Annotated in this window: 28 protein-coding genes and 2 riboswitches; of the genes, 20 read left to right on the top strand and 8 right to left on the bottom strand. The window is 36.4% G+C overall.

The features are described from left to right. Positions 1–67: 67 nt before the first annotated feature. The 6 genes from BN1372_RS11295 (at position 68) to BN1372_RS14725 (ending at position 7,199) form a co-directional block, all read left to right on the top strand. Positions 68–1,150 carry an HD-GYP domain-containing protein gene (locus tag BN1372_RS11295; protein ID WP_062199544.1) on the top strand — a complete coding sequence of 361 codons (1,083 nt, stop codon included), beginning with the start codon at positions 68–70 and terminating at the stop codon, positions 1,148–1,150. An 18-nt stretch (positions 1,151–1,168) separates the two neighbouring features. Further along, positions 1,169–2,560, top strand: coding sequence for an FAD-dependent thymidylate synthase (locus BN1372_RS11290; protein ID WP_062199536.1), 1,392 nt, complete (start codon positions 1,169–1,171; stop codon positions 2,558–2,560). Positions 2,561–2,616: 56 nt separating this feature from the next. Then, positions 2,617–3,411 carry a sporulation protein YunB gene (yunB, locus tag BN1372_RS11285; RefSeq protein WP_187118410.1) on the top strand — a complete coding sequence of 265 codons (795 nt, stop codon included), beginning with the start codon at positions 2,617–2,619 and terminating at the stop codon, positions 3,409–3,411. 131 nt (positions 3,412–3,542) lie between these two features. Beyond that, positions 3,543–3,731, top strand: a riboswitch (Lysine riboswitch). A gap of 115 nt (positions 3,732–3,846) precedes the next feature. Beyond that, positions 3,847–5,403: a Na+/H+ antiporter NhaC family protein gene (locus tag BN1372_RS11280; RefSeq protein ID WP_062199532.1), complete on the top strand. Its 1,557-nt coding sequence runs from the start codon at positions 3,847–3,849 to the stop codon at positions 5,401–5,403. 176 nt (positions 5,404–5,579) lie between these two features. Next, positions 5,580–7,061 (top strand): sodium-dependent transporter, encoded by a 1,482-nt coding sequence (locus tag BN1372_RS11275; protein ID WP_062199529.1) that lies wholly within the window; start codon positions 5,580–5,582, stop codon positions 7,059–7,061. A gap of 33 nt (positions 7,062–7,094) precedes the next feature. Further along, entirely contained in the window at positions 7,095–7,199 is a 105-nt protein-coding gene (locus tag BN1372_RS14725) for a methionine/alanine import family NSS transporter small subunit (protein ID WP_074018183.1), read from the top strand. A gap of 303 nt (positions 7,200–7,502) precedes the next feature. Here BN1372_RS14725 and BN1372_RS11270 read toward each other — a convergent pair whose 3' ends face one another. Continuing rightward, the gene (locus BN1372_RS11270) at positions 7,503–8,471 is read right to left on the bottom strand and encodes a M23 family metallopeptidase (protein WP_062199527.1); all 969 of its coding nucleotides are present in this window, start codon (positions 8,469–8,471) and stop codon (positions 7,503–7,505) included. Between the two features lie 180 nt (positions 8,472–8,651). On the opposite strand from BN1372_RS11270, the gene BN1372_RS11265 reads away from it, so the two are divergent. Continuing rightward, positions 8,652–8,954 carry a YutD family protein gene (locus BN1372_RS11265; protein WP_062201315.1) on the top strand — a complete coding sequence of 101 codons (303 nt, stop codon included), beginning with the start codon at positions 8,652–8,654 and terminating at the stop codon, positions 8,952–8,954. A gap of 72 nt (positions 8,955–9,026) precedes the next feature. Here BN1372_RS11265 and BN1372_RS11260 read toward each other — a convergent pair whose 3' ends face one another. Together BN1372_RS11260 and BN1372_RS11255 are read right to left on the bottom strand one after the other, a co-directional pair. After that, the gene (locus BN1372_RS11260; protein ID WP_062199525.1) at positions 9,027–9,317 is read right to left on the bottom strand and encodes a hypothetical protein; all 291 of its coding nucleotides are present in this window, start codon (positions 9,315–9,317) and stop codon (positions 9,027–9,029) included. A 52-nt stretch (positions 9,318–9,369) separates the two neighbouring features. Then, positions 9,370–9,639 (bottom strand): DUF3055 domain-containing protein, encoded by a 270-nt coding sequence (locus tag BN1372_RS11255; RefSeq protein ID WP_062199523.1) that lies wholly within the window; start codon positions 9,637–9,639, stop codon positions 9,370–9,372. 108 nt (positions 9,640–9,747) lie between these two features. Here BN1372_RS11255 and hepT point away from each other — a divergent pair, with 108 nt between their 5' ends. From hepT to BN1372_RS11225, 6 genes are all read left to right on the top strand, one after another. Beyond that, the gene (gene hepT / locus BN1372_RS11250; RefSeq protein WP_062199521.1) at positions 9,748–10,188 is read left to right on the top strand and encodes a type VII toxin-antitoxin system HepT family RNase toxin; all 441 of its coding nucleotides are present in this window, start codon (positions 9,748–9,750) and stop codon (positions 10,186–10,188) included. 106 nt (positions 10,189–10,294) lie between these two features. Continuing rightward, a complete protein-coding gene (locus tag BN1372_RS11245; protein ID WP_062199519.1) occupies positions 10,295–10,921 on the top strand; it encodes a helix-turn-helix transcriptional regulator in 627 nt (208 codons plus the stop codon). Between the two features lie 57 nt (positions 10,922–10,978). Next, positions 10,979–11,749, top strand: a complete 771-nt coding sequence (locus tag BN1372_RS11240; RefSeq protein ID WP_062199517.1) for a TIGR01457 family HAD-type hydrolase — start codon at positions 10,979–10,981, stop codon at positions 11,747–11,749. Between the two features lie 256 nt (positions 11,750–12,005). Next, positions 12,006–13,844 (top strand): hypothetical protein, encoded by a 1,839-nt coding sequence (locus BN1372_RS11235; RefSeq protein WP_062199515.1) that lies wholly within the window; start codon positions 12,006–12,008, stop codon positions 13,842–13,844. A gap of 26 nt (positions 13,845–13,870) precedes the next feature. After that, on the top strand, positions 13,871–15,346 hold the full coding sequence (locus BN1372_RS11230) for an LPXTG cell wall anchor domain-containing protein (protein ID WP_062199514.1): 1,476 nt from the start codon (positions 13,871–13,873) through the stop codon (positions 15,344–15,346). A gap of 68 nt (positions 15,347–15,414) precedes the next feature. After that, positions 15,415–16,008: a class D sortase gene (locus BN1372_RS11225; protein WP_062199513.1), complete on the top strand. Its 594-nt coding sequence runs from the start codon at positions 15,415–15,417 to the stop codon at positions 16,006–16,008. 29 nt (positions 16,009–16,037) lie between these two features. On the opposite strand, the gene BN1372_RS11220 is transcribed toward BN1372_RS11225, so the two are convergent. After that, entirely contained in the window at positions 16,038–16,535 is a 498-nt protein-coding gene (locus BN1372_RS11220) for a phosphatidylglycerophosphatase A family protein (RefSeq protein WP_062199512.1), read from the bottom strand. A 53-nt stretch (positions 16,536–16,588) separates the two neighbouring features. Here BN1372_RS11220 and BN1372_RS11215 point away from each other — a divergent pair, with 53 nt between their 5' ends. From BN1372_RS11215 to thrB, 5 genes are all read left to right on the top strand, one after another. After that, positions 16,589–17,563, top strand: a complete 975-nt coding sequence (locus BN1372_RS11215; protein WP_062199510.1) for a hypothetical protein — start codon at positions 16,589–16,591, stop codon at positions 17,561–17,563. A 147-nt stretch (positions 17,564–17,710) separates the two neighbouring features. Beyond that, positions 17,711–17,932, top strand: coding sequence for a DUF1450 domain-containing protein (locus BN1372_RS11210; protein WP_062199508.1), 222 nt, complete (start codon positions 17,711–17,713; stop codon positions 17,930–17,932). A gap of 129 nt (positions 17,933–18,061) precedes the next feature. Continuing rightward, a complete protein-coding gene (locus BN1372_RS11205; RefSeq protein WP_062199506.1) occupies positions 18,062–19,366 on the top strand; it encodes a homoserine dehydrogenase in 1,305 nt (434 codons plus the stop codon). Continuing rightward, a complete protein-coding gene (thrC, locus tag BN1372_RS11200) occupies positions 19,366–20,424 on the top strand; it encodes a threonine synthase (RefSeq protein WP_062199504.1) in 1,059 nt (352 codons plus the stop codon). Before BN1372_RS11205 ends, thrC begins: the two co-directional genes overlap by 1 nt. Continuing rightward, entirely contained in the window at positions 20,424–21,338 is a 915-nt protein-coding gene (gene thrB / locus BN1372_RS11195; RefSeq protein ID WP_230198821.1) for a homoserine kinase, read from the top strand. Before thrC ends, thrB begins: the two co-directional genes overlap by 1 nt. Positions 21,339–21,435: 97 nt before the next feature. Here thrB and BN1372_RS11190 read toward each other — a convergent pair whose 3' ends face one another. Continuing rightward, positions 21,436–21,663, bottom strand: a complete 228-nt coding sequence (locus BN1372_RS11190) for a NifU family protein (RefSeq protein ID WP_062199502.1) — start codon at positions 21,661–21,663, stop codon at positions 21,436–21,438. Between the two features lie 131 nt (positions 21,664–21,794). On the opposite strand from BN1372_RS11190, the gene BN1372_RS11185 reads away from it, so the two are divergent. Continuing rightward, positions 21,795–22,112 (top strand): DUF1462 family protein, encoded by a 318-nt coding sequence (locus BN1372_RS11185; protein WP_062199501.1) that lies wholly within the window; start codon positions 21,795–21,797, stop codon positions 22,110–22,112. A gap of 29 nt (positions 22,113–22,141) precedes the next feature. Here BN1372_RS11185 and BN1372_RS11180 read toward each other — a convergent pair whose 3' ends face one another. Beyond that, on the bottom strand, positions 22,142–23,209 hold the full coding sequence (locus BN1372_RS11180; protein ID WP_062199499.1) for an NAD(P)/FAD-dependent oxidoreductase: 1,068 nt from the start codon (positions 23,207–23,209) through the stop codon (positions 22,142–22,144). Positions 23,210–23,604: 395 nt separating this feature from the next. Here BN1372_RS11180 and BN1372_RS11175 point away from each other — a divergent pair, with 395 nt between their 5' ends. After that, positions 23,605–23,841 (top strand): YuzB family protein, encoded by a 237-nt coding sequence (locus tag BN1372_RS11175; protein WP_062199497.1) that lies wholly within the window; start codon positions 23,605–23,607, stop codon positions 23,839–23,841. A gap of 84 nt (positions 23,842–23,925) precedes the next feature. On the opposite strand, the gene BN1372_RS11170 is transcribed toward BN1372_RS11175, so the two are convergent. Both BN1372_RS11170 and mqnE read right to left on the bottom strand, forming a co-directional pair. Then, entirely contained in the window at positions 23,926–24,492 is a 567-nt protein-coding gene (locus BN1372_RS11170) for an ECF transporter S component (protein WP_062199493.1), read from the bottom strand. A 159-nt stretch (positions 24,493–24,651) separates the two neighbouring features. Beyond that, a riboswitch (FMN riboswitch) is annotated at positions 24,652–24,768 on the bottom strand. Between the two features lie 86 nt (positions 24,769–24,854). Then, on the bottom strand, positions 24,855–25,949 hold the full coding sequence (gene mqnE, locus BN1372_RS11165) for an aminofutalosine synthase MqnE (RefSeq protein WP_062199490.1): 1,095 nt from the start codon (positions 25,947–25,949) through the stop codon (positions 24,855–24,857). Positions 25,950–25,961 lie beyond the last annotated feature (12 nt).

The following is a 25,961-nucleotide window of genomic DNA, read 5'->3' as shown; positions in this document are numbered from 1 at the left end:
ACAGAATGATGGACTTTTAGTAATCGTTATCAAAAATTTAGATAAAGTAGTAGGAGCGTTAGTTACTATGAGATTAATAAACATTGATGCACTAAAAGTAGGAATGGTCTTACACAAAGCAGTAGTAGATAAAACGGGAAGAGCATTAATTCAATCGGGAATGATGTTAAATGCTCCTTTAATTGAAAAGTTAAAATTATTAAAGATACCGTTTGTTTATATTGAAGATAAACGAACGGAAGGTATCAAACTAAAAGAAGGAATTTCAACCGAAACGTATCATGCAGCATATACGAAAATTAAAGATATATTCGTCCAAATCAATCAAAAAAAAACAGTAAAAAAAGTGTTACCAGTAGAGCGGATTAGTTTTACGTTATTAGAAACAGTTCGTACGCTTTTTGATGATCTTCAAAATAACAAAGAAGCGATTTCTTTATTAACGAATATTCATGCACATGATGATTATTTATTTCGTCATTCGTTAAATGTGACGATTTATGCATTGGCGGTGGCGAATGAGTTGAATTTTCTAAAAAGAGAAGTAGAGATGATTGGGCTTGGTGCTTTGTTACATGATATAGGAAAAATCGGTACATCGATAGAAATTTTAGGGAAACCAGGTAGGCTAACAAAAGAAGAATTTGATGAAATAAAAAAACATTCAACAAGAGGATATGAGTTATTAAGGGGTGTTTATACGATTCCTTTTACGGTTGCTCATTGTGCGTTTCAACATCATGAACGACTGGACGGAACTGGGTATCCTCGTCAATTAAAAGGAGGCGAAATTCACGATTTTGCGAAAATTATCGCCATTTGTGATGTATTCGATGCGGTGACGACAAATCGAAGTTACCGAAAAGCAATGTTGCCCCATGAAGCATTAGAAATTTTATATGCAGGGTGCGGGACACAATTTGAAACGAAGTTTGTAGAAGTATTTAAAAACACAGTTGCGATGTATCCGATTGGTGTTCCTGTACAATTAAATGATGGACGGATGGGAATTGTTTCTCGGATTTATAAAAAAATGAGTGAACGGCCAATCGTTCGGATTCTAGAAGAATATGGAAAAGAAGTGAAAGAACCGTATAATTTGGATCTTTCAAAAGAACTTTCCGTTATGATTCAATCGTGTGAAATATAGGAAATAGGAGAGATGATTGTGAGTAAAATAGAAAATTATGTAACGTCGGTAACCGATCAAGTTTATGCAATAAAAAACGTCCCAACAGAAGTAGTAGGGACTGTTTTTGCAAAAGTTAGTCGTAGTCCCAAAAGCTTTCGCGATAATTTAGAAGATTTAATTGCAGAAGATATGTTAGCTCTTCCGGATATCGATATGATTCAGATGTTTAAAAAGTCGAATGCACATGCGGGCGGTTTTATGAAAAAGTGGGGAGTAGATTACGGGCACTCTAGTATTAAAGAACACGCTTTTGCACAGCTTTGTATTGAAGGTGTTTCTAGATGGTTTACAGAATTATTAGAAACGACACAAGCTTCTAAGTGGTTGTCCTTTACGGAGTTTTCATTGCGTTATCAAAAACCACAAGATTATGTATTGCCTAGTGAATTAGATGAGCATCTGGAATTAAAGGAAGAAGTGGACAGCTTTTTAAAAGAATGTTTCGTGTTATATGAAGAACTTGTTCCTTTATTTATTCCATTATTAAGAGCAGCACATCCGGAACTATCCGATGGAGCAATCGAAAAATTAGCGTATGAAAATGCTCGGAACATTTTACCGTTAGCGACAAAATCCAATGTTGCGATTACTGGAAATGCACGTGCGATTAGCGATTGTATTAGTGAACTTTTATCACATGAAGGGTACAATGAAGAAGCGGTAATGATTGCGAAAAAAATTCGTGATCATGCAACCGAAGTATTACCATCGCTTATTAGTCATACAGAAGCAACAAGCTTTTTAAAAACTTATGTGAAAACACGTTACGAAGAAGTGAAAGAAGTACAAGCTGGCCATTCGTATGAACGGGTATCAGTGGAAACAATTGGTCCTCGTTTTGAAGCAGGAATGGAACAACTGCCGTCTGGCTCTTTTGAAAAGATGAATCGTTTTTCAGAAATGCCACAAACGTACCGAAGCTTTGGACAATTTGTGACGCTTCATTGTTCAGAAGGATGTCATCATCAATTACTTCGTCATCGTGCTTTTGATTTCCGTTTCTATTTACCAAACGTGTCTTTCGGTTGGTTACTACCAGAAATCGTTGTTACAAAACAAGAAATGAAAGAAGCGCAAAAAATCAAGGAAATTATAACGGCACAATACGAAAAAAGTGTTCAATTGTATGAAAAGTTAGTGCAAGCAAATTTAACAGGTGTTGCTCCTTATGTTGTTTTGAATGCGACGATGCGCCGAGTTGATTTCTTTGCCAATTATTATGGATTATCGCATTTTATCACACTTCGTAGTGAAGAATATGCACAAGATGAAATTCGTGATGTAGCGGCATTGCTTCGCGATACATTTGAAGAAGTGGAAACAACATTGCCAAACTTTGAATGGGATCGTCACTTACGCAAGCTGTAAAAACAGTCTAAATCCCTCCCTTATCACATATATAAGTGATAAGGGAGGGATTTTTTTTGTGGAGACGGCGGAGAATCATTTGGAAAAATAAGCGCAAAAGGAGACGGACGCCACTCCCTTTTCGGTATGTGTTTGTCACGGCGATCCTTCTTTTTGTTCTCATTACGTGGCAATCGATGGTATATATCGAAAATGCGATTCGTCCTACTTTATTAACGATTGCGGAAAATGAAACGGAACGTATTGCAGGACATGCGATTAATGATGCCATTACAAAACGAATCATTGATGAAGAAGAGATGTCAGAACTAGTGATGATTGAAAAAAGTGCAGACGGAAAAATAACATCGATTGGATTTGATCCTGTTATTTCAAATAAAGTATTGTCAAAAGCAACAACAAGAGTGCAAAATTATTTGCAAAAAATTGAGGACGGGGAAATGGATGATCTCGGCTCTATTGATGGGATTAAAATTGAAGTAGATAAAAATAAGCAAAAACAACCAGGAATTGTCCATATGATTCCACTCGGGCAAGCGACGAATAATGTATTGCTAGCAAATTTAGGTCCAAAAATCCCAGTTCATTTTACGATGATTGGGGATGCTCAATCTGAAATGAATAAAACGATAAAAGAAGTCGGAATCAACAACGCACTAATCGAACTTTCTATTAATATTACAGTGAAAGTGAAGGTAATTATTCCTTTTGCTTCAAAAACAAGTGAAGTATCATCAAATATTGTTATTGCTACACAGTACGTGCAAGGGGAAGTACCGCAATATTATCATTCTGGCGGTTCTAGTGATTTTTCAAGACCATCGGTGCCTCCGCCGAAAGAGGAGAAATAGTCATATTGATAAAATAAAAAAGCTTTGCTATTATAATATTATTCATTCCTTAAAAAGTGTATTAAATAAATATAGGTCATGATCAGTAGAGAATTGTAACATCTCTCTGATGAAAGATTTCTTTATCCAATCGACGGGATAGAGGCGCAATGTTCATGAGTATATAATCAGAGGGTGACACCGATGACGATTATAAAAAGGGGATGTTGCCGAAGTATGTACACTAGTCGATGTGTATATGCTGGGGTTGTATTGAATAAGTACAACACTGTCATTATAAAATGATGTATTTCATTTTATAATGGGGCGCTACTAGTCGTGATGGAGATAACATCCATTACTTAAACATTAGGTGATGATCGTTATTTCGATCATCGCTTTTTTTATTTATTAGTAGTGAATCCCCAATGATTAATAGTAAAGGGGGTTTTTTTTATGGAAGGAACTATTTATTCAACCATACCACCGTTATTAGCCATTGTAATGATTGTCATTACAAAACGTGTACTACTATCACTTGGCATTGGGATCGTAGTCGGTGCTTTTATGGCCAGTGATTTTAAAGTGGCAGAAGCACTTCGTTATTTAGGAAATATTGCACTTGGCATTATTTATACAGAAGACGGGTGGAATTTAGGAAATATTTATATTTTATCTTTTTTATTCTTTTTAGGGATGATGACGGCAGTTATTTCGGTTTCAGGGGGAAGTAAAGCATTTGGAGAATGGGCAATTAAAAAAGTAAAGTCACGCATTGGAGCCCAATTATTACCTATCGTATTAGGAATCATTATTTTTATTGATGATTATTTTAATGCGTTAGCAGTAGGTAGTATTAGCCGTCCGGTTACAGATCGGTTTAAAGTATCACGTGTGAAACTGGCCTATTATATTGATTCCACGAGTGCGCCAGTGTGTGCGGTAAGTCCAATTTCTAGTTGGGGTGCTTATATTATTACGTTAATCGGGGGCGTTTTTGTTTCGTTAAATATTACGGACGTTGCGCCAATGACTGCCTTTCTACAAATGATTCCAATGAATTATTATGTAATTTTAGCGATTTTCATGTTACTTGCAGCTGCGATGTTTAATTTAAATATCGGTCCGATGAAAAAGCATGAAGAAAGAGCGTTACAACAAGGGGATGTGACAAATCCAGCGAAACGAGGAAGTGTTGTTCATGCAGACAAGCAGCTTCCGGAAAACGAACATGGCCGAGTGATGGATTTATTATTACCAATTTTAGTATTGATTTTTAGTACGTTTGCGTTAATTGGCTATACAGGAGTGAAAAATACAGAAGGTCCTGTAACGTTTATGGCGATGCTTGAAAATACAGATGTTGGATTTTCATTATTTATCGGCGGGTTAGTGGCATTAGTATTAAGTACTATTTTATATTTCCGTCACCGTTTAAGCACTTCTTTATATAAAAAAGGATTATGGGTCGGAACCAAATCAATGTTACCTCCTATTTATATTTTATTATTATCCTGGATGATTATGGACGTCATTTCGACATTAAAAACAGGAGAATACTTTGCTGGTCTTGTAAACCAACATATTGATGTTGCTTATTTACCATTTTTATTATTTATAGTTGGAGCACTTATGGCTTTTTCAACTGGAACGTCTTGGGGAACTTTTGGTATTATGTTACCAATTGCTGGGGAAATTGCGATGCAAACAGACGTTACGTTGTTATTACCAATTATGGCTGCATCGATTAGTGGTACCGTATTCGGTGACCATTGTACACCAATTTCTGATACGGCTGTCCTATCATCTACCGGGGCAGGGTGTGATTATATGGACCATATTATTACTCAACTCCCTTATGCACTCATTGCCGCATTATTTAGTGCGATTGGCTATATCGTATTTGGTTTTACAGAAAGTAATTTATTTGGCTTTTTAACTGCCTTTCTTTTATTTGTTTTATTCGTTTTTGTTATTAATATACGGAGAAAAAGACAACATAATATAATATAGAAGAGAGAAGCGACAAATAGAAATGTCGCTTCTTTTCCTCATTATTGAAATTTTCCAGAAAAATGAGTTTGACATTTTAATAGGTTAAAATTATACTAGCATCACAATAATCAGACTATTTTGAATCATACTTTTAAACTTAATTTTCAGAAAAAACAAAAAAGGGGGTGTTCGTAATGGAACAAAGAGAACAGTGGGGAACAAGGGCTGGTTTTATTTTAGCAGCAGTTGGTTCAGCCGTTGGGCTCGGAAATATTTGGCGCTTTCCTGCTGTTGCTTATGAAAATGGAGGAGGGGCCTTTTTCGTACCATATTTATTCGCATTACTTACAGCTGGTATTCCATTATTAATTTTAGAGTTTACATTAGGACAAAAATATCGTGGCTCATCGCCGCTAACATTTTGGAAAATTAATCCGAAATTAGAATGGCTCGGATGGTGGCAAGTACTAATTGCCTTTGTTATTTCAACGTATTATGCCGTGATTATTGCTTGGGCATCAATGTATGCATTTTATGCGATTGATTTATCATGGGGTTCGAACACAGAAGCATTTTTATTTGAAAAATATTTAAAAATTGGTGATACACCTGGAGAATTCGGAGGAATTGTTCCAAATGTGTTCATTCCGCTTCTCGTTATTTGGGGTGTTGTATTAGGCATTTTATTTAAAGGGGTTAAAAAAGGAATTGAATTAGCAAGTCGGATCTTTATTCCGCTTTTAGTATTTATGTTCTTATTAATTGTTATCCGTTCTTTATCATTAGATGGTGCGATGGAAGGATTAAATGCCTTTTTTACGCCAGATTGGTCTACAATTAAAGATGGGAAAGTGTGGATTGCAGCATACGGACAAATTTTCTTTAGTTTATCTATTGCTTTTGCGATTATGATTACGTATTCTAGTTACTTACCAAAAAAATCGGACGTAACAAACAATGCGTTTATTACTGGATTTGCAAACTCAGGGTTTGAACTATTAGCAGGTATTGGAGTATTTAGTGCTTTAGGGTTTATGGCAGTTCAATCAGGAAAACCAGTAGAAGAAGTAGTATCTAGTGGTGTTGGGCTTGCATTCGTTGTTTTCCCAGAAATTATTAATCAATTCCCTGCTTTCAATGAATTATTTGGATTTTTATTTTTCGGTTCTTTAGTATTAGCAGGAATTACATCTTTAATATCGATTTTAGAAACATACATCGCAGCTATTCAAGATAAATTTAACGTGTCACGTAAAGTGGCGGTTACTGTAGGTGGTGGATTATCTGCTTTAGCATCGATTATTTATGCAACGAAAGGTGGTCTATATTTCTTAGACGCCATCGACTACTTCATTAATACATTTGGTGTCGCTGTCTCAGGACTTATAGAAGTAGTAGTCATCGCTTGGATTTTACGTAAATTAAAAGCATATCAAGATCATGCCAATGCCGTTAGTGATATCCAGTTAGGTTCTTGGTGGATTATCATGTTAAGTGTTATAACACCAATTGTTTTAGGCTATATGACATACGATAATATTGCAGTAAATGTGAAAGAGCCGTACGGCAGCTATGAATGGTCATTCTTACTTTATTATGGTGTGTATGTCGTAATTGGAACTATTTTGTTAGGTATTTTATTATCCTTTACAAAATGGAAAAAGAAAAACGTCTAGATGGATAATAAAAGAACGGAAAGGGGCGTACTCATGAATACAAGTGCAGTCGTTATGATGATTGTCGGGATGGTTATTATTTGGGGTGGCCTAGTTGCAAGCGTCGTCCATGCAGTCCGAGTCACAAAACAAAAATAAAAAATCGGAAGGCGCTTGTTCAGGAGCGACAAGCATAAGACAGCTTGTGGAATGAGGCGGGTTTTCCTCATGGAGCAAGATGACGTATGACTCGAGCTCCTAGCGCCTGTAGCTGGATTAAAAAAATCGGAAGGCGCTTGTTCAGGAGCGACAAGCATAAGACAGCTTGTGGAATGAGGCGGGTTTTCCTCATGGAGCAAGATGACGTATGACTCGAGCTCTTAGCGCCTGTAGCTGGATTAAAAAAGCGGAGGGCTTGTTCAGTTACCCATCCGTTACTAGATAAAAAAACGAACCAATTGGTTATGTCGAATTGGTTCGTTTTTTTCGTTCCATTTGTTCATATGTTCGTAAAGAAGGGTAAGGATCGAAAGACCATTCTCTTTTCCCGTTATCTTTATACATTCCATAATGGAGGTGTGGTGGAAATTTTCCTTGTGTTCCAGGTGGACCGTAACCAGAGCTTCCAACATATCCGATGATTTGTCCTGGTTTGACGACATCACCTGTTTTTATTCCTTTTTCAAAACCTTGCAGGTGGGCGTAATAATGGTAAATTTGATTCGTATCTCTAATACCGATTCGCCAACCTCCGTAACGATTCCATCCTTTCATTTCCACAATTCCATATGTCGTAGATTGAATCGGAACTCCGTAATTGGCGAAAATATCTGTTCCTTCATGAATCCGGAGCCCACCAAAACCACGCCGGTCTCCCCATGTACTTCGATAGCTATAATTAGCTGTTAAAGGGAGCGGAAAAGTTCGTTCTGTTAGTTCGACATGTCCAACATCTTTATAAATTTTGGCGAACATTCGAATTAAATGAACCGCTTTATCTCGTTTATATCGATTCCAAATGGCTTTATCAATATCATGAGAATGATCAGATAACGACACAACAAGACTATATAAACGATCTTCATCATCTTGGATACTTGCTTTTCCATCCCCATTTCCATCTACGCCAATACCATTAAAAAAGGAAATAGATAATGGATGTTCATCTTTTTCATTAGGATTTAATGGACCAACCCACGTTCGTTCGTCCATACAAATACTAATGACGGGCCATTGTTTGGCGCAAGTTGGATGAATATTTCGTTCATATTGATCGATGGCTGCAAGGTAGTACCAAGGAATAAGGGAGATGTTTTCATATTTTTTATACAAGGATAATCGTTGTTCGTATATTTCTGGTTGTGCAGCTGCAACTTGTAGGGAAGAAAAACAACAATAAAAGAGAATAATACAAATAAAAATACGTTTCATTTTTTCTCACTTCCTGATGTTTGTTCAATGAATAGTATGGCTGACTCCCTTTGTTCTATGTGATGAAAAAAAGACCAATGAGCCACTTTTTACTCCCTGGTAGTGATGCACATTCAATATTTCTATATTTTCGTTTTTGTTTCCATATGGTAAAATGAAGGATAAGATGAGGTGATTGCATTGATCCAAATAGGTAATCAATTTTATGAATTAGTCGAAGATGTAAAAGGTGGCTATAACGAAGAAGTGTTTTTAGACCGTTATAGTGAAATTTTAAATAAATATGATTTTATCGTAGGGGATTGGGGATATAGTCAACTTCGCTTACGTGGTTTTTATGACGATCGAAATGCTCGTTCTACATACGATACGAAAATTGGTGCATTACAGGAATATTTGTTGGAGTATTGTAATTTCGGCTGTTCGTACTTTGTGCTAAAAAAAGTAGTAAAACCAAAAGAAAATCCAAGTAGTGAATCATAGCTACTTGGATTTTTCCTTTACTGTGTAGGAAGTTTCCTACACTTAGCCCCTGCCCGATCGCCCTCTGCTTTTTTATTTTGTGGTGTAGGGCGGTTCTTCGTTTTTATTTGGGTCATCATGTGTAGGGTGAGCTCCTGGGTATTGTCTTGGTAAGTCTTGGTGTAAGCTTTTGAATTCATAGTTGAAGGCGCTATATGGACGTTGACCTGGTTTCCAAGGTGTCCGTTTTCCTAATTTATTATTGTGCGGAGATCCGTATGGTCCTTCAGGTAAATCTTCTGGAATGAAAAAGTTATGCATTGTTTCTACATTGGATAAATCAGTATGACTAAACGTCTCTTTATCTTTTTCTTTATCTGGCATAAAAAAAACCTCCTTAGCCCATAGTATGGTGGACTAGGCGGAGGGTTATTCGTTAAAATAATTGTTCTAGAAAATGGCGTAAATCATCGCTATCTTCTTCAGATAATTGGAAGACGTGTTCAAGATAACCTGGTTCTTTCAAATCATCTGGTCCGATAATTGCATAACGATTAGATTGGATATCAAGAACAAGGTATTTCCCTTCAAAATGTTCTGTGTGAACAATTCCCAAATCAAAACGACGGTTTTCTGTTAAAAAACAAACAAAGCGTGATTCTGATTTTTCTCTCGTATCATATAGAAAATGGTCTTCTAGTGCCATCGAATCATCCTTTCTTTTGTGTGAAACTTTTTCATTTTATGCTCGCATTTGATATTATCATTATAGGGAATTTTGTGCAATCAAAGACAATGGAAAGGGTGTATGTAAATGTATTTTGTAGATCGTAGCAAAATCGAAAAAGAACTTACATATTTAGAACGTTTAACGAAGGCTTTTAACGAACAAGATTTGTTTGAAAGTGTGATGGAGAACTTTGCTTTAGAACGCATTGCTCATATGATGATTGAATCAATGATTGATGTTGGAAATGCAATGATTGATGGGTTTATTATGCGTGACCCAGGAAGTTATGAGGACATTATCGACATATTAGATGATGAAACGGTTATTACAAAAGAAATGACAATTCAATTAAAACAAGTGATTGGATTACGTAAAGTATTGTTACAAGAATATACAACGTTAAATCCAAGTGATATTGAGCAAACTGTAAAAGAAAATATCCAAGCAATCGAACAATTTCCTATGTGTGTTCGTACGTATTTAGAAAATGAATTAGGTCCTGTATCGGCCTTTATGCCAGAGTAAAAAAGTCTTTGTTTTTACTATGTATATAGTTTTTATACATTTTCGTTGAGAAAGTTTGCCGAGAAGGTACGTCCTGCTTTATAATAAAAATAGGACGGTGAGTACTATGGGAAAATCACATTCCACACGTGATGAAATTTTACAATTATTAAAGCGGTATGATGAAATGACTGTGACACAATTGGCTGAACATTTAGGAATTACGGAAATGGCAGTAAGACGTCATTTAAATGCATTAGAAAAAGATGGGCTGGTCGAGACAACATTGACTCGTCAAGCAATGGGGCGACCGCTACACGTGTATTTTTTAACAGAAGAAGGACAAGAGTTATTTCCACGTCAATATGATCAACTTTCACTTACTTTACTTGAAGAATTAGAAGAGTTAATGAGTCGAGATGTTGTTCGAGAATTATTTGAACGACGGCAACAAGGACTCGTAGATTTATATAAAAAACAGTTACGCCGTCTAGATTCAGAAGAAGAAAAAATCGAAGCATTAGTTGCAATGCAAGATGAAAATGGATATATGGCAGAAGTTGAAAAAAAACAAGATGGTACGTTCCATATTCGTCAATATAACTGTCCTATCTCGAAAGTTGCGAAAAAGTATAAAGAAGCGTGTAGTTGTGAAATGAAACTATATCGCGAAGTGTTAGAAACAGACAAAGTTGTATGCAAAAGTCGTCTATCAGATGGTGACTCATGTTGTGAATATGTTGTGAAAGCATAAAACCGCCTTACGTTGCGGTTTTTTTCTTTGAAAAATACGTTTTTTAAGGAGGATATGATGAAACGATACAAAGGATATTTAATTGATTTAGATGGAACGGTATACCGTGGTAATGAAGTAATTGAATCAGCTAAACCGTTCATTGCAAAATTAAACAAAAAAGATATCCCATATTTATTTGTAACGAATAATTCTTCTAAAACACCAGCACAAGTGGCGGAAAAATTAACAAAAATGGGCATTAACACGACTGCGAATCACGTGATGACATCTAGTTTAGCTACTGCTTCTTATTTATCTCGTGAACATTTGGGTAAAAAAGTGTATGTCATTGGAGAACAAGGATTATTTCAAGCATTAAAAGATATGTTTATTCCAGTTATTGAGCAAGAAACGGAGCAAGCTGATGTTGTCGTAGTAGGAATTGATCGAAAGATTACGTATGAAAAATTGGCACAAGCTTGTTTGCACATCCGAAAAGGAGCTACTTTTTTATCCACAAATCAAGATGTAGCGATTCCAACCGAACGGGGATTATTACCAGGAAACGGCTCGTTAACTTCTGTTTTAACAACAGCAACTAGTGTTCAACCGACCTTTATTGGCAAACCACAACCCGAAATTATTACCCAATCGCTTCAACGACTACAATTGTCGAAAGAAGATGTATTAATGATTGGTGACAATTATCATACCGACATTTTAGCTGGAATCCACTCCGATGTAGATACATTGCTCGTGTTCACAGGAGTGTCACAATTAGGTGATTTAGCACACGTTGATAAAAAGCCTACTTATTATGCAGAAAACTTACAAAATCTTTTATAAAACAAATTCCTTTATCCCATTTTTGAAAAAGTCCTTTTTAGGACTTTTTTCTTATTTATCACTAATGATTTTATCCTTATATAGAAAAAAGTATGGATTTACTATGACTTTTGAGTAAAAAGTGCTATAAATTGGTATCATGATATAATGGAATGTCCAGTTGTGTGAATTTATCCAAATTACTCAAAAATGTGGATGTTAAAAGGAAGGAATGTATCTTAAGATAGAGGTAATTTCATAGAGGAAAGGAGGTGGAATGTTGAAAGGACTACGTCTACTTGTTTTAACAATCGGAACGTTACTTGCTCTACCAACTGCCACCTATGCCAAAGAACAGTTAACGGAAGATGTTCAAAAGGTAGAAGAAACAACCGTTCAATCTAAAGGATTGCTCGAATCATTAGTAGCGCCATTGGTGAAGAACGACAAAAATGTGAATCAAGTGACAGAATCGGAAGTTCCATTTGTGGTTGAAAACATAGACGAACAGACAAGTGAATTAGTGAACGAAATGGAAACAGCAATAGAATCAATCGAACTACCTTCTGTTAAGGAAGAAAATTCAAGTGATGATGAGATTATTTTAGACGAAGAAGCCGACAATCTTTCAGTTGACGAATTAGAAGGAGTAGAAGGAAATCGTCTAAATGATGAGACAGAAGCAGTCTTACAGGAAGAAAATAAACCGGATGAAACAATCGATGAGGTTCTTTTAGAAGAGCAACCAACGGAAGAACAAACGACAGCTGTAGAAAATGGAGAAGAAGCTTTACTTGAAACAGTAGAAGAAGAATTACCTATTTTACTAGAAGCTGACGAACAAGAAGAAGTGATAGTAGAAGAAACAACAAAAGAAAAACTACCTATTTTATCATCGATTGGAACCGGATTAGGTAAACTTTTTGGAGACCTAGGTACAAATACAGGCACTTTATTGCAAGAAGCAGTAACAAACATAGGTCAAACAGTTGTTCATGTTGTTGAAAATACCGTTCAAACAGTTGTTCATCTTGTAGAAAACGTTGTAAACGTTGTGGTAGAACCTGTAAAAGCAGTAGTAGAAGTGACTCGAGAAGCAATTACTGCAAAAGCAAATGCAACGTTAACAAATACGCCTCCTCCAAGTGCTAAAGATATAACCGAAGACCTTCTTCGCGGTGTGGTCGGCGGATTACTCGGTAGCGTTGAACATTTAGTAGTGGAAACTGTAAATGATGTGGGCAATTTAACAACGGACTTGGTGAATGATGTCGTTTATTTAGTAGCAGATACCGTCACAGACACAACAAAATTAACTGTTGATCTTGTAAAAGATACGGTTCAAACAGTAACAGGTGTAGCAGAAACAATTACAGAACAAATTAAAGAAGCAACAGATCCAACTGTACCTGTTATAAAACCGGAAAATCCTGTAATTACTAATCCTCCATCTAATTCGAATGATTCATCAAATACATATCCTTCTGAAGATTCTAGCACACCACCAAGTAGTGGTATAGATAATAGTCAAAAACCAGTATATGTAGAACAACCAATGAATAAAGATGAGGATTCTGCAACACATCATCATGATATGAAGCCAATCATGCCTAAAATAGAAAAAGAAGCAGAAAAAATAGCAACTACTATTGTTGTTGAAGAACCAATAGTTGCACTACCTGTGAAAGTTTCAATAGAAAATCAAGAAGTTGCACTACCAGCGAAAGCTTCAACAGAAAATCAAGAAGTTGCACTACCAGCGAAAGCTTCAATAGAAAATCAAGAAATGTTAACAGAAGTGATTGAACAACCAACATATATTGTTCCATTGGATCGCGAAAAATACTCTGTTTCCTATGAAAATGCAAATGAACCAACCGAACCTGTAGCTGTAACAAATTATCGTTCTAATACTCCAAACGGAGAAACGAATCAAACAGCAAATGGACATAATGGAAACAGCAATACAATTTTTGGAATAGTGAATAGTAGTTATCTATCTAACATCCTTTATGAAGGATCGTTAATTGTCACGCAAGTGGTTTACTTAAAGGGGCAATGGATCGAAGAACCGTTAGGACAACCACCCCAAAAACTCCTCTTCTACGCAGTTTAATTTAAAATTAGAAGAGGAGAGATAACATGAATATCAAGAATGTATCTAGAACCATGAGAAATTTAGTCGTAACGTTAGGAACAGCATCAGCAATTTTCTTTGCAACACACCATGCAGATGCTGCAGAACTTGAAAAGGTAGCAGAACCAGTAAACGTATTAGCTGAACAAGCAGTAATGGTAGAGGATGTTGCAACTACTACAGTAGAAGAAGCACCACAAGTCGTAGTACAAACAGTAGAAGAAACAAAAGCAGTCGCACAACCTGTTGCTGAATCAGCACAAGTTGTACAAACTACACAAGCAGAAGCAGTACAAGTGACAGAAACAACTCAAGTAGAATCTAATATTCCAGATCCAATTATTCCACCAACTGTTGAAAAAGCGTACGAACAAGCAAAACAAACAGAAATTCAACAACCAACACAACCAGCACCAAGTCAACCTACTCAAGTAGTAACGACTGAAAAGAAAAATGCTTTACTTGGTCTAGATTTAGGGTTACCAGTGCTTGGAACAGTTCACTTAGGAGTACTTGAAGACCGTGAATCAAACGATGCAGATCGCCAATATAAACGGAAAGACGTTGTAAATTTACAAATTAAAGATTCTATCCTTGCAAAAAACACAGATGTATCTGTACTTGGAAGTCAATCAGAAAAAACAGCAACAACTTCTAAAGAACGTGCAGGAGTAGTAGGGGTAGATCTTCAAGAATCTTTAATCGGTGATGCACACGTAGGTGTACTTGAAAAAAGTAAAACAGAAACACCAGAATATAAATTCGACCAATCTGGTATTGTATTAGTAGATTTAAAAAATACACCAATTGGTGATGCGCATGCAGGTGTAGGTGAAAAAAGTACTCTTGAAAAAGATGGTATTGTTGTAGAGCATTCAGGATTAGTAATTCTTGATACAAAAGACACTCCAATTTTAGGGGATGTTCATGCAGGTGTTTTAGAAGACTTAAAAGTTACTAAAACAGACACAAACAAACCAGGTGACGACACAAACAAACCAGGTGACGACACAAACAAACCAGGTGACGACACAAACAAACCAGGTGACGACACAAACAAACCAGGTGACGACACAAACAAACCAGGTGATGACACAAACAAACCAGGTGACGACACAAACAAACCAGGTGATGACACAAACAAACCAGGTGATGACACAAACAAACCAGGTGATGACACAAACAAACCAGGTGACGACACAAATGTACCAGGTAACAATAACAATGATTGTGTTTGCGATGACAACAATGGTACTGTGACTCCTGCAGATAATTCAGTGAAACCAGTAGTAGCAAAACCAGACACAAAACCACAAGTAACTGAAGCATCTGTTGTGCCAACAGTAGAAAAGGAAACAAAAAGTGCAACAGAACTTCCAAAAACAGGTTCATTTATGAACCAAACTGTATTAGTAGTTTTAGCACTTGCACTTTTAGCAGTAGGCTTTGCTTTAAGAAGAAAAGTTCGTTTCAATATGTAAATAACGCACCCTTGGATAAGTAGTAAATAAGGGACGCTTTATTTACTACTTTGTAAAAGGAAGTGTTCATGTTGAAAAAAGTAGCTAATCTTTTTATTATTAGCGGGGTCTTGCTTCTTATAACTGTTTTGGCAATCAAGGGTTTCACATACTATAAGCAACAACAATTAATCGCCTCCTATCAAAATGTATCTTTTGATGAGTTGAACGAACAAGATGGTACAACTAATTTGGAGCATACAGGCCAAGCAACATCGCAATTGGCCGTTGGGATGTTGCGTATGGATCAAATTGATTTAAACGTACCAATTGTCGAAGGAACTTCTACAGAAGATTTACGTTATGCGGTAGGGCATTTCCCGGAATCTGGACGATTAGGGAAAAAGGGAGAGAATTTCGCCATCGCTGGTCATCGGTCGTATACATTCGGTGAATTTTTCAATCGTTTAGACGAAATAGAGGAAAAAGACACATTTTTTATTGAAACAGCGGATGGAAAATACGAATATCGTGTGTATGACAAACAAATTGTAAAACCAGATGCAGTAGAAGTGTTAGAACCTGTAGATGGAAAGTCAACAGTCACGTTGATTACATGTCATCCCGCGCATTCTTCTAAAGAGCGGTTGATTGTGTTTGCAGAAAAAATAGAGAAAAAGTAAGAGCAAGGCTAGAAGATTGTATAGATCTTCTAGCCTTCTTTTTTTTCAGCAATACTATGTGCTAAACGGCTTGCAGCCGCAGCAGCAATGGCCCCAACAACATCATCTAAAAACGTATGACAAGATCCGTTTTTATGGGCATTTAAGTGCGATAGAATACCTGGCTTTTCTTTATCTAAATGACCGAAATTTGTAAATCCAATGGATCCATAAATGTGGATAATCGATAAAGCTAATGTTTCATCTACACCGTATAATCCATCATCTGAATAGACAATTGTCTGGAGTGGTTCTGTTAACTGTTTATTTTCCGCTAATATATCCAGCTCTACGGCAGTTAAAATGGTATTTTGCACTTCTCTTTTATTTAAGACGCGACAAATATTATGCTGGCATTCCTGTTTCGTTAAATTTGGATAATACTTTTTTTGAAGAAAAAGAACTAAATCGGCAATATGATCAAGTGTCACTTCTCTTTTTTTTAACGCTTGTATTGCTGCCTCATATAATGGCGTACTCATTATCATCATCCTTTCATAAATCACTAGAAACGACATATGTATGGGAAGGGGTGAGAGAAATGATTCGAACGATACAACAGTTATATGATTTACCAATTGAGCAGGTTTTCATGCATGAAAATAATTATTATTTTTATCATAACGAGCAATTGTATGTATGGATGCAAACGACGATGAAAGAAGACGATGTGAGAACGTCAAGTGACATTGCAAGCGTTCTTCAACGGTTGGGAGAACCGGTAGCAACAATCGTACCGACGGAAAAGTCTATTCAATTAGCTTCGTTTAACGACCAGCAGTGGTTATTATTTCAGGTTGTTCCGATGAAACGCACGTTTGATGCTAATTGTCTTATACGGTTTCATCAAGCAGGCATGATTTATGCGCAACAACATTTACAACAAGAACAACTTGGCATGTGGCATCTGTTATTTGAAGAGAGGTATCAACAATGCAAAGAATGGGAAAAAGAAATAAAGGATGAAACGAAACATGCCTTATTTTTATATACGTACGGCTTGCTTGACCAATCGATACAATTAATAGGGGAAGTAGAACGGTACGAGCGGGAATATTTATTAATGGAAGGAACCGTTTGTTTTGACTCGTTTCCAGAGTCGCTATGGCGAGATAAAGATGCGTATGCTTTTTTTAATCATCAACTTTTTATTGATCATCCTATTCGGGATGTAGCGGAGTATGTTCGTTTTATGATAGAAGAAGGGAATGTTACGGAAACTTTAACATTTTTTCATGAATATGCTGAGGAAACGGATTTATTTGAAGGAGCGTATCGTTTATTTCTCGGACGGTTACTTTATCCGAAAACGTTGTTAAATATAGTAGAAAGATGGGCAACAATAAAGACAAATGAACAAAAAAAATACATGCAGTACGTCCTGAAACAATATGAACAAAAAATTCCAATGATAGAACGAGCGTTGCGACAAGTATATCAGTCGATGAAGCAAACATACCCTTCTAGTATTCCGACAATTTCATGGCTAGAGGATGGAAGTTCGGCAAAAAAATAGAAAGGTTGCATATGGGGAAATAATAATGGAAGAAATATTCACGAAAAGTTTTGGACGATATAGTGTCTGAAATCTTTGAATATGGTAAAATATTAAATAATTTAATATGGGAACTGCAGTAAATATGGGTCAAACGAGGTGACGAAAATGACAACCATTGAATGTTGTATGATTAATCGTCTGAATGGTTCCGATGCTGTGATGAAGAAGCTTGAAAAAGAAGCAGAAGTGGCCACATTTTCTTGTATTGGGAATTGTCACATTTGTAGTGAAAAATATCATGCAATTGTGGAGGAAACACGCGTCGTTGCGGAACATCCAACAGAATTGTATGAAAAAATTATACAGATGTTAAAAGAACGTGTGTAGCATTAAAATAGGTAGTAGTACAGCTAGTGATTTTCGATGAAAAAGGGTTGTCATTGCCACGTTTCTTTACTATAATGTCCATTAATAGAGAACAGTTGTATTTTAATAGTGTACAGGAGAGTGAATAGAGTGAAAGATACAATCACAGTTGGACTACTTGGATTAGGAACAGTCGGAAGCGGTGTTGTGAAAATTATTGAAAAACACCAAAAGAAGCTACAACATCAAATTGGTTGTCCAGTAAAAGTAGGAAAAGTTTTAGTTCGTGATTTAGCAAAAAAACGCGATGTTAATTTTGATGAAGCACAATTAACAGATCGTGTCGAGGATATTATCGAAAACGACGATATCGATGTTGTGATTGAAGTAATGGGTGGAGTAGAACAAACACGTCAATGGTTGTTAACCGCATTAAAAAATAAAAAGCACATTGTGACTGCGAATAAAGATTTAATGGCTGTTTATGGACCAGAATTATTAAAAGTAGCAGCAGATAATGGATGCGATTTATATTATGAAGCTTCCGTTGCTGGTGGTATTCCAATTATTCGTACATTAGTGGACGGATTGTCTAGTGATCGGATTACGAAAATGATGGGGATTGTGAATGGAACGACAAATTTCATTTTAACGAAAATGACGAAAGAGAGTGCTTCGTATGATGCTGTATTAAAAGAAGCGCAAGATTTAGGATATGCAGAAGCAGATCCAACGAGCGATGTAGAAGGATTAGATGCCGCAAGAAAAATGGCTATTTTAGCTCGTCTTGGCTTTTCGATGTCTATTGATTTAGATGATGTGGATGTATGTGGAATTTCAAACGTAACATTAGAAGATATTCAATACAGCCATAAATTGGGATATACGATGAAATTAATTGGAATGGCGGAAGAAACAAATGGGAAGGTGGCTGTTAGTGTACAGCCGACACTGTTACCACACAATCATCCATTAGCAAGTGTAAATGATGAGTATAACGCTGTGTATGTATACGGAAAGGCAGTAGGGGAAACGATGTTTTATGGACCAGGAGCAGGACAGCTTCCGACAGCAACATCTATCGTTTCAGACTTAGTAACCGTATTAAAAAATATGCGTCTCGGTGTAAGTGGAAAAGGGTATGTCTTTGAACAATTCGAGAAAAACTTAAAAAGTCCAGAAGAAATTCGTTCGAAATATTTTCTTCGTTTACAAGTAAAAGATCAATCCGGCGTACTGGCACAAATTACTTCTGTTTTTGCCGAATACAAAGCGAGTCTTGAGAAGATTCTACAACTTCCTTGTAAAGATCGTGGAGAAGGTCTTGCTGAACTTATTATCGTTACGCATCATACAAATAAAAAAGACTATGATACGATTGTAAAACAACTACAAAAATTGGATGTTGTAGATACAGTTGTTAGTAGCTATCGTGTTGAAGGAGAGGAAAAGTAATGCTTTGGAAAGGTTTACTACACCAATATAAAGAATTTTTACCCGTAAATGAAAACACACCTATGTTATCACTTCAAGAAGGGAATACACCACTTATTCCGCTTGAAAAACTATCAGAACGCCTTGGTGTTGAATTATATGCAAAATATGAAGGATTAAACCCAACAGGTTCTTTTAAAGACCGTGGAATGGTGATGGCGGTTGCCAAAGCAAAAGAAGAAGGAGCACAAGCAATTGTATGTGCATCTACTGGAAACACTTCTGCAGCTGCAGCAGCATACGGTTCTCGTGCTGGATTACGTACGATTATCGTGATTCCAGAAGGAAAAATCGCATTAGGAAAATTAGCCCAAGCGGTTATGTACGGTGCAGAAATTTATGAAATTCAAGGAAACTTCGACAATGCGTTAGACATCGTTCGTTCGATTAGTGAAAAATCAGATTTAAAACTTGTTAACTCTGTAAACCCATATCGTATCGAAGGGCAAAAAACAGCAGCATTTGAAGTATGTGATCAATTAGGGCAAGCACCAGATATTTTAGCAATTCCAGTTGGGAATGCAGGAAACATTACAGCGTACTGGAAAGGCTTTAAAGAATATAATGAGAAAAAAGGAACAGGTCTTCCTGAAATGCGTGGTTTTGAAGCTGAAGGTGCAGCGGCAATTGTACGCGGGGAAGCTATTCCAAATCCAGAAACAGTTGCAACAGCTATTCGTATCGGAAATCCAGCAAGCTGGGATAAAGCAGTAAATGCTGCAAAAGAATCAAATGGTAAAATTGATTTTGTAACGGATGAAGAAATTTTAGAAGCATATCGTTTAGTTGCTCGTGAAGAAGGTGTCTTCTGTGAACCAGCATCAGCTGCATCGATTGCAGGTGTGATGAAACAAGTAGCATCTGGTGAAATTAAAAAAGGAAGTAAAATCGTATGTGTTCTTACTGGAAATGGATTAAAAGATCCAGACACAGCAATGGATACAGTAGAAGTAAAACCAACTGTTTTACCAAACGATGAGCAAGCATTTATGGAACACATTTTAGGGAGTGCAAAATAGTGGAAAGTAAAATGTTTACCATCATTGTTCCAGGATCAAGTGCCAATCTTGGCCCTGGCTTTGATTCTATCGGGTTAGCAGTGAGTAAATATTTAACGCTTGACGTTTATCCTAATGATACATGGTATTTCGAATCAACATCAGATATGCTAAAAGGTGTTTCAACTGGTAAAGAAAATATGATGTACCAAGTGGCAGATAAAATTGCGAAACACTACGGAAAAGAATTGTCTCCATGCCGTGTAGTTGTGCATAGTGAAATTCCGTTAGCACGAGGTTTAGGAAGTAGTGCTTCTGCTATTATTGCTGCGATTGAACTTGCAAATCAATTGCTCGGCGATGTGATGACAGTAGAAGAAAAGTTACGTTTTTCTTGTTTACTAGAAGGACATCCAGATAATGTTGCTGCGTCTCTTTACGGTGGATTAGTAGTTGGGGTGCATAGTGAAGAAGAAACGTTCGTTTTACAGGCAAGCGTACCATCTTTTGAACTAATCGCTTTAATTCCTGACTTTGAATTAAAAACAGAAGAAGCACGTGGAGTGTTACCGAATGAACTTCCTTATGCAACTGCGATTCGTGGTAGTGCAGTGAGCAATGTCCTCCTTATGGCGCTTATGCAAGAAAACTATGAATTGGCCGGAAAAATGATGGAAGAAGATGTGTTCCATGAACCATATCGGCAAACCTTTTTGCCATACTTTACAGAAATTCGTTCTTTTGTAAAAGAACAAGGAGCATTTGCAATGACATTAAGTGGAGCGGGACCGACGCTTCTTGTTTTTGTTCCAAAAGGAATGAGCCATGAAGTAAGCAAAAAAGTGGAGGATACTTTTTCAACTTATAAGGCACATCCATTACAAGTTGATGAAAAAGGTGTCGTTGTATTAAAAAATCATACTGTATCGGCTTAAAAAGAATACACAGAATGAAAAAAGGTTACACGATAAAAGTGTAACCTTTTCTGTATAAAGAAGCCTTATTTAAACAATAAGAGCTTACATGTTATCATTAAAATACTTGTTCTACTTCTTTTACTCCAGGAACTTCCTCTAATAAAGCACGTTCGATTCCTGCTTTTAACGTAATTGTTGAACTTGGGCAACTACCACAAGCTCCCATCAAACGTACGCGAACGATACCGTCCTCGATATCCACTAATTCAACATCCCCACCATCACGAAGTAAAAACGGACGTAATTTTTCTAATACTTCTTGTACTTGTTCTTTTATTTCCATTATGAACACACTCCTTTTTATACAACATTATAAATGGTTTTTATAAAAAATGCTATTAACAACGTTTGAATATAATAAATATAATTCCGAATTGACAAAATTTTTTGTATAATAAGAAAAGGTGATGACAAATGAATCAAAAAGCGATTCACATAATTGTATATGGAGCACAAATTGCTTGCTCTACTTGTGCGCATGCTCCGTCTTCTAAAGATACGTTTGAATGGCTAGAAGCTGCGTTGAAAAGAAAGTATCAAGAAACAGTTCCATTCGTTTTAGAATATGTGAATGTCAATCATCCCATTCATCCAAAAGATGCTTTTGCTCAACAAATTATCGAGGAGCAAATGATTGTTCCTGTTATTGTGATAAATGATGAAATTATTTCAGAAGGGAATCCACGATTAAAATTGATTTTTGATTATCTAGATCAGGTATGGAGCAAATAGAAAAAACGATAGAGAAAGTCTCTATCGTTTTATCCACTATGACGTTTGTACATCCATAATACCCCTGATTTTAACAGACGTGGTACACGCCCTGTTAAAGCGGTATTACCCATTAAGCCAAATCCTGATTTTTTCCCTAAAGAGCCTAATACACCCTTTAGTTTAATTTCCGGTAGTGGCGTTAACGCTTCATTGTGCCATTTTTTCAAAAGTACAGAAACGATTTGGTCACCTTGTACTTCTGCTAATTGAGCCGTTGGTGGATGAGGAAGACTAGCGCAATCTCCAACGACATACACATTTTCATATTCTGGTAAATGGTGATACTCCGTTAATTTTGCGCGACCAGAATTGTCGTGTTCAACGTCTAAATTCCGAACGACTTTATTTGCTTGTACACCAGCTGTCCAAACAATTTCATCACAAGGAATTGGTTCACCGTCGTTGTATAGCATATGTTCTTCGACTTTTGTAATATTAGCGTTGTTAATCACTTTTACACCATTTTTAACAAACCAAGATTGGATATATTCGCTAAGACGACGTGGAAAACTAGATAAAATAATTTCTCCGCGGTCAAGTAAAATAATGTTTAAGTCTGGTCGACTTTCCCGAAGTTCGCTGGCAAGTTCAACGCCACTTAAACCAGCACCAACAATTCCAACTGTTTGATTTGGACCTAATGCAAGAAGTGTGCGGTATGTTTTACGTGAACGATTGACGCTTTGAATACTTAATGTGTATTCATCTGCTCCTGGAACACCGTGATACTTATCTTCACAGCCAAGAGCGATAATTAAATCATCATATGGAAGGTTTTCCCCATCTTCCATCACTACCTGTTTGTCTTTTAATTCCACCTTTTCAACTGTTCCGAATTTAAAGGTTAATTGAGGATGCGTTGGAAAAGGTACACGAATGTGCTGATCGGGTACAGTTCCAGCGGCTAAAGCATAAAATTCTGTTTTCATACAGTGGTACGGAACACGGTCAATTAATGTAATTTCAAGGTCTTTCGGTAAGTCACTTGCTCCAAGTAACCCTTGAATAATCCGTAATCCTCCGTAACCACCACCTAAGATGACTAGTTTACTCATGAGTACATGTCCCCTTTAATTGTGCACTTTTACCCCTCATTAACGGGCGGAAAAACCTTTTTCGCTTGGTAAAGGTTCTACTGCTCGTAAATGTGGCATAAGTTCATCTCCTTCAGCAGTAGCTCATAACCTTATGTATGATTGAAGAAGAATCACTTTATCAAAACTTGTCCGTATCAAATAATGTGGTGTTTATTAGGATTGTGAATAACTTGTAAAATTTGTTCTTTATGTGACAAATTTTTGAATGAAAACGTACACATTTAGTATAACGAATAACGTTTATGAAAACAACTGTTTTAATAATTGTTATTTCCTATTATAAACTAGTATGAATTTCTTAAGCGAAAAAGAAAAATACGATATAATGGACATGAAGAAAGGAAAGGTGAAAGATGAATCCAATTATTGAGTTTTGCATAACGAATTTAGCAAATGGTGCACAAAAAGCTCGTGCTGAATTAGAACGTGATGTCGATTTAGATGTGATTGAATACGGCTGCTTAAGTCACTGTGGCAAATGTTCACAACATTTATTTTGCCTCGTAAATGGAGAAGTAGTCAGTGCAGAAACACCAGAAGAATTAGTAAAAAATGTATATCAATTTTTAGAAGAAAATCCGATGTTTTAATTGGCTATAACCACTCCCTTTGCAAAGCGAGAGAGTGTATAAGAAAAACCGCTTGTTCTAAAAATAGGACAAGCGGTTTGATTTTTATATTTGTTTTTGAATGGTTTGTTTCAGTCTACCGTATAACAATAAAAATACAGCAGTAATAATGAGTCCTTTTACAAGGTTAAATGGTGCAATAGCGGTTGCAATGAATTGGAACATGTTATTTGGTAATTCCATTCCCATAAAATATGCATAAGCAGGGAAGATAGCAACATAATTTAACACACTCATTGTAAGTGTCATCAGGATTACACCTAAAATTAATCCGATTGTAAGCCCTTTTTGTGTACGTAATTTTTGAAAGATAAAAGCAGTCGGTAAAATGAAACATACACCAGCGATGAAGTTTGCTAATTCATCAATTGGAATGCCTGTTGGTGGTGTTTGAAAAATATAATGCAAGATATTTTTAAATGCTTCTACAGAAATTCCAGCAATAGGACCGAAAATAATGGTTATAAGTAAAGCTGGCACTTCGCTAAAATCGATTTTTAAAAATGGCGGAAAGCCTGGGAACGGAAAATCTAGTAGCATTAATAAATAAGAAATGGCACTAAAGATAGAAACGGTAATAAGTCGTTTCAATTTGGTTGATTGGTTATTCATAAAAAATACACTCCTTTTTATGACCAATCTACTTCGTTGTTTAGATGGCGTACGACTGCGTAAAAACAAGAAATCCCTATAGCGATAATTCACTATAGGGAGAAAATGTCGTTACAGAATAAACTTAAAAACAGTGTGTCTTTAAGCTACATATGTACACCGCATCTTCTCCCATCCAGACTATACTGTCGGTACTGGAATTTCACCAGTTCCTGCCAAAAAGGCTCGCGGACTATAACCGCCGGTCGGGAATTACACCCTGCCCCGAAGATAGATTTAGTCGAATATTATATTATGTATAGTATAGAGCATTTCCTTACCTTTGTATAGTAAAAGACCTGACTACTTGTCAGGTCTTTTCGTTAATATGTTTTAATGACATTATAAAATGTATCTCGTTCTACTGGTACACGATTGGCTGTTTTGATTAAGTAAATCAATTCGTCGCGAGTAATACCTTGGCTAGTTAAAGCGCCAACCGCATGGGAAATGCGCTCTTCTACAAGTGTACCGTGAATATCGCTAGAACCGAACGTTAAGGCCATTTGCGTTAATTGTACCCCGATATTAATCCAGTATGCTTTTATATGTTGGAAATTATCAAGTATTAAGCGGCTAATCGCAATTGTACGAAGATCATCAAATGCACTCGTTCTCCGTTTTAAGCTGGCATTAATACTTTTCGGTTGTACTGCAAGTGGAATAAACACCATAAAACCATTTGTTTCATCTTGTAAACGACGAACACGGTCCATATGAATAAGACGTTCTTCTTTCGTTTCAATCAAACCGTAAAGCATCGTTGCATGTGTTTTTAATCCAAGGGAATGGGCGATTTGATGTGCTTCTAACCATTGATCGGTAGACGCCTTTTCTGGTGACATTTTTTCGCGGTACCGTTCGGTTAAAATTTCTGCTCCACCACCAGGCATCGTATCAAGTCCTGCTTTTATTAGTTCTTTTAACACATCTTCCATTGAAATACCTGCAAGACGAGAGAAGAACTCAATTTCCGCTCCTGTATACGCTTTAATTGTAACATGTGGATAATGTTTTTTTAACGTACGAATCGTATCTAAATAATAATCAAAAGGTACTTCGTTGTTATGTCCCCCAACGATATGAAATTCACGAATGTTGTCGTTCCAACGTTCCTGTACATAGTGAAGAAGTTGTTCGGCATTCATCGTGTATGCGCCTTCTTCTCCAGGTTTACGTTTAAATCCACAAAAAGAACAATTAGCTTCACATACATTGGTAGGATTGATGTACATATTTTGAATGAAATATACGTTTTTTCCGTTTTTTTCGTTATTGACGTAGTTTGCTAATTGAGCAACTGTCAGTAAATCTTCTGTTTCATATAAATATAAGCCATCTTCTATTGTTAAACGTTCATGATTTTTTACTTTTTCAGCAATGGCATGTAACGTTTTATCTTGTGTTAAAATGTCCATGTCTGTAAAGCC

Origin of the sequence: Massilibacterium senegalense, assembly GCF_001375675.1 — a bacterium.
Classification (GTDB): Bacteria; Bacillota; Bacilli; order Bacillales; family Massilibacteriaceae; genus Massilibacterium; species Massilibacterium senegalense.
Note: the sequence above shows the minus strand (reverse complement) of the source record. Positions and strands in the feature narration are given on the sequence as shown.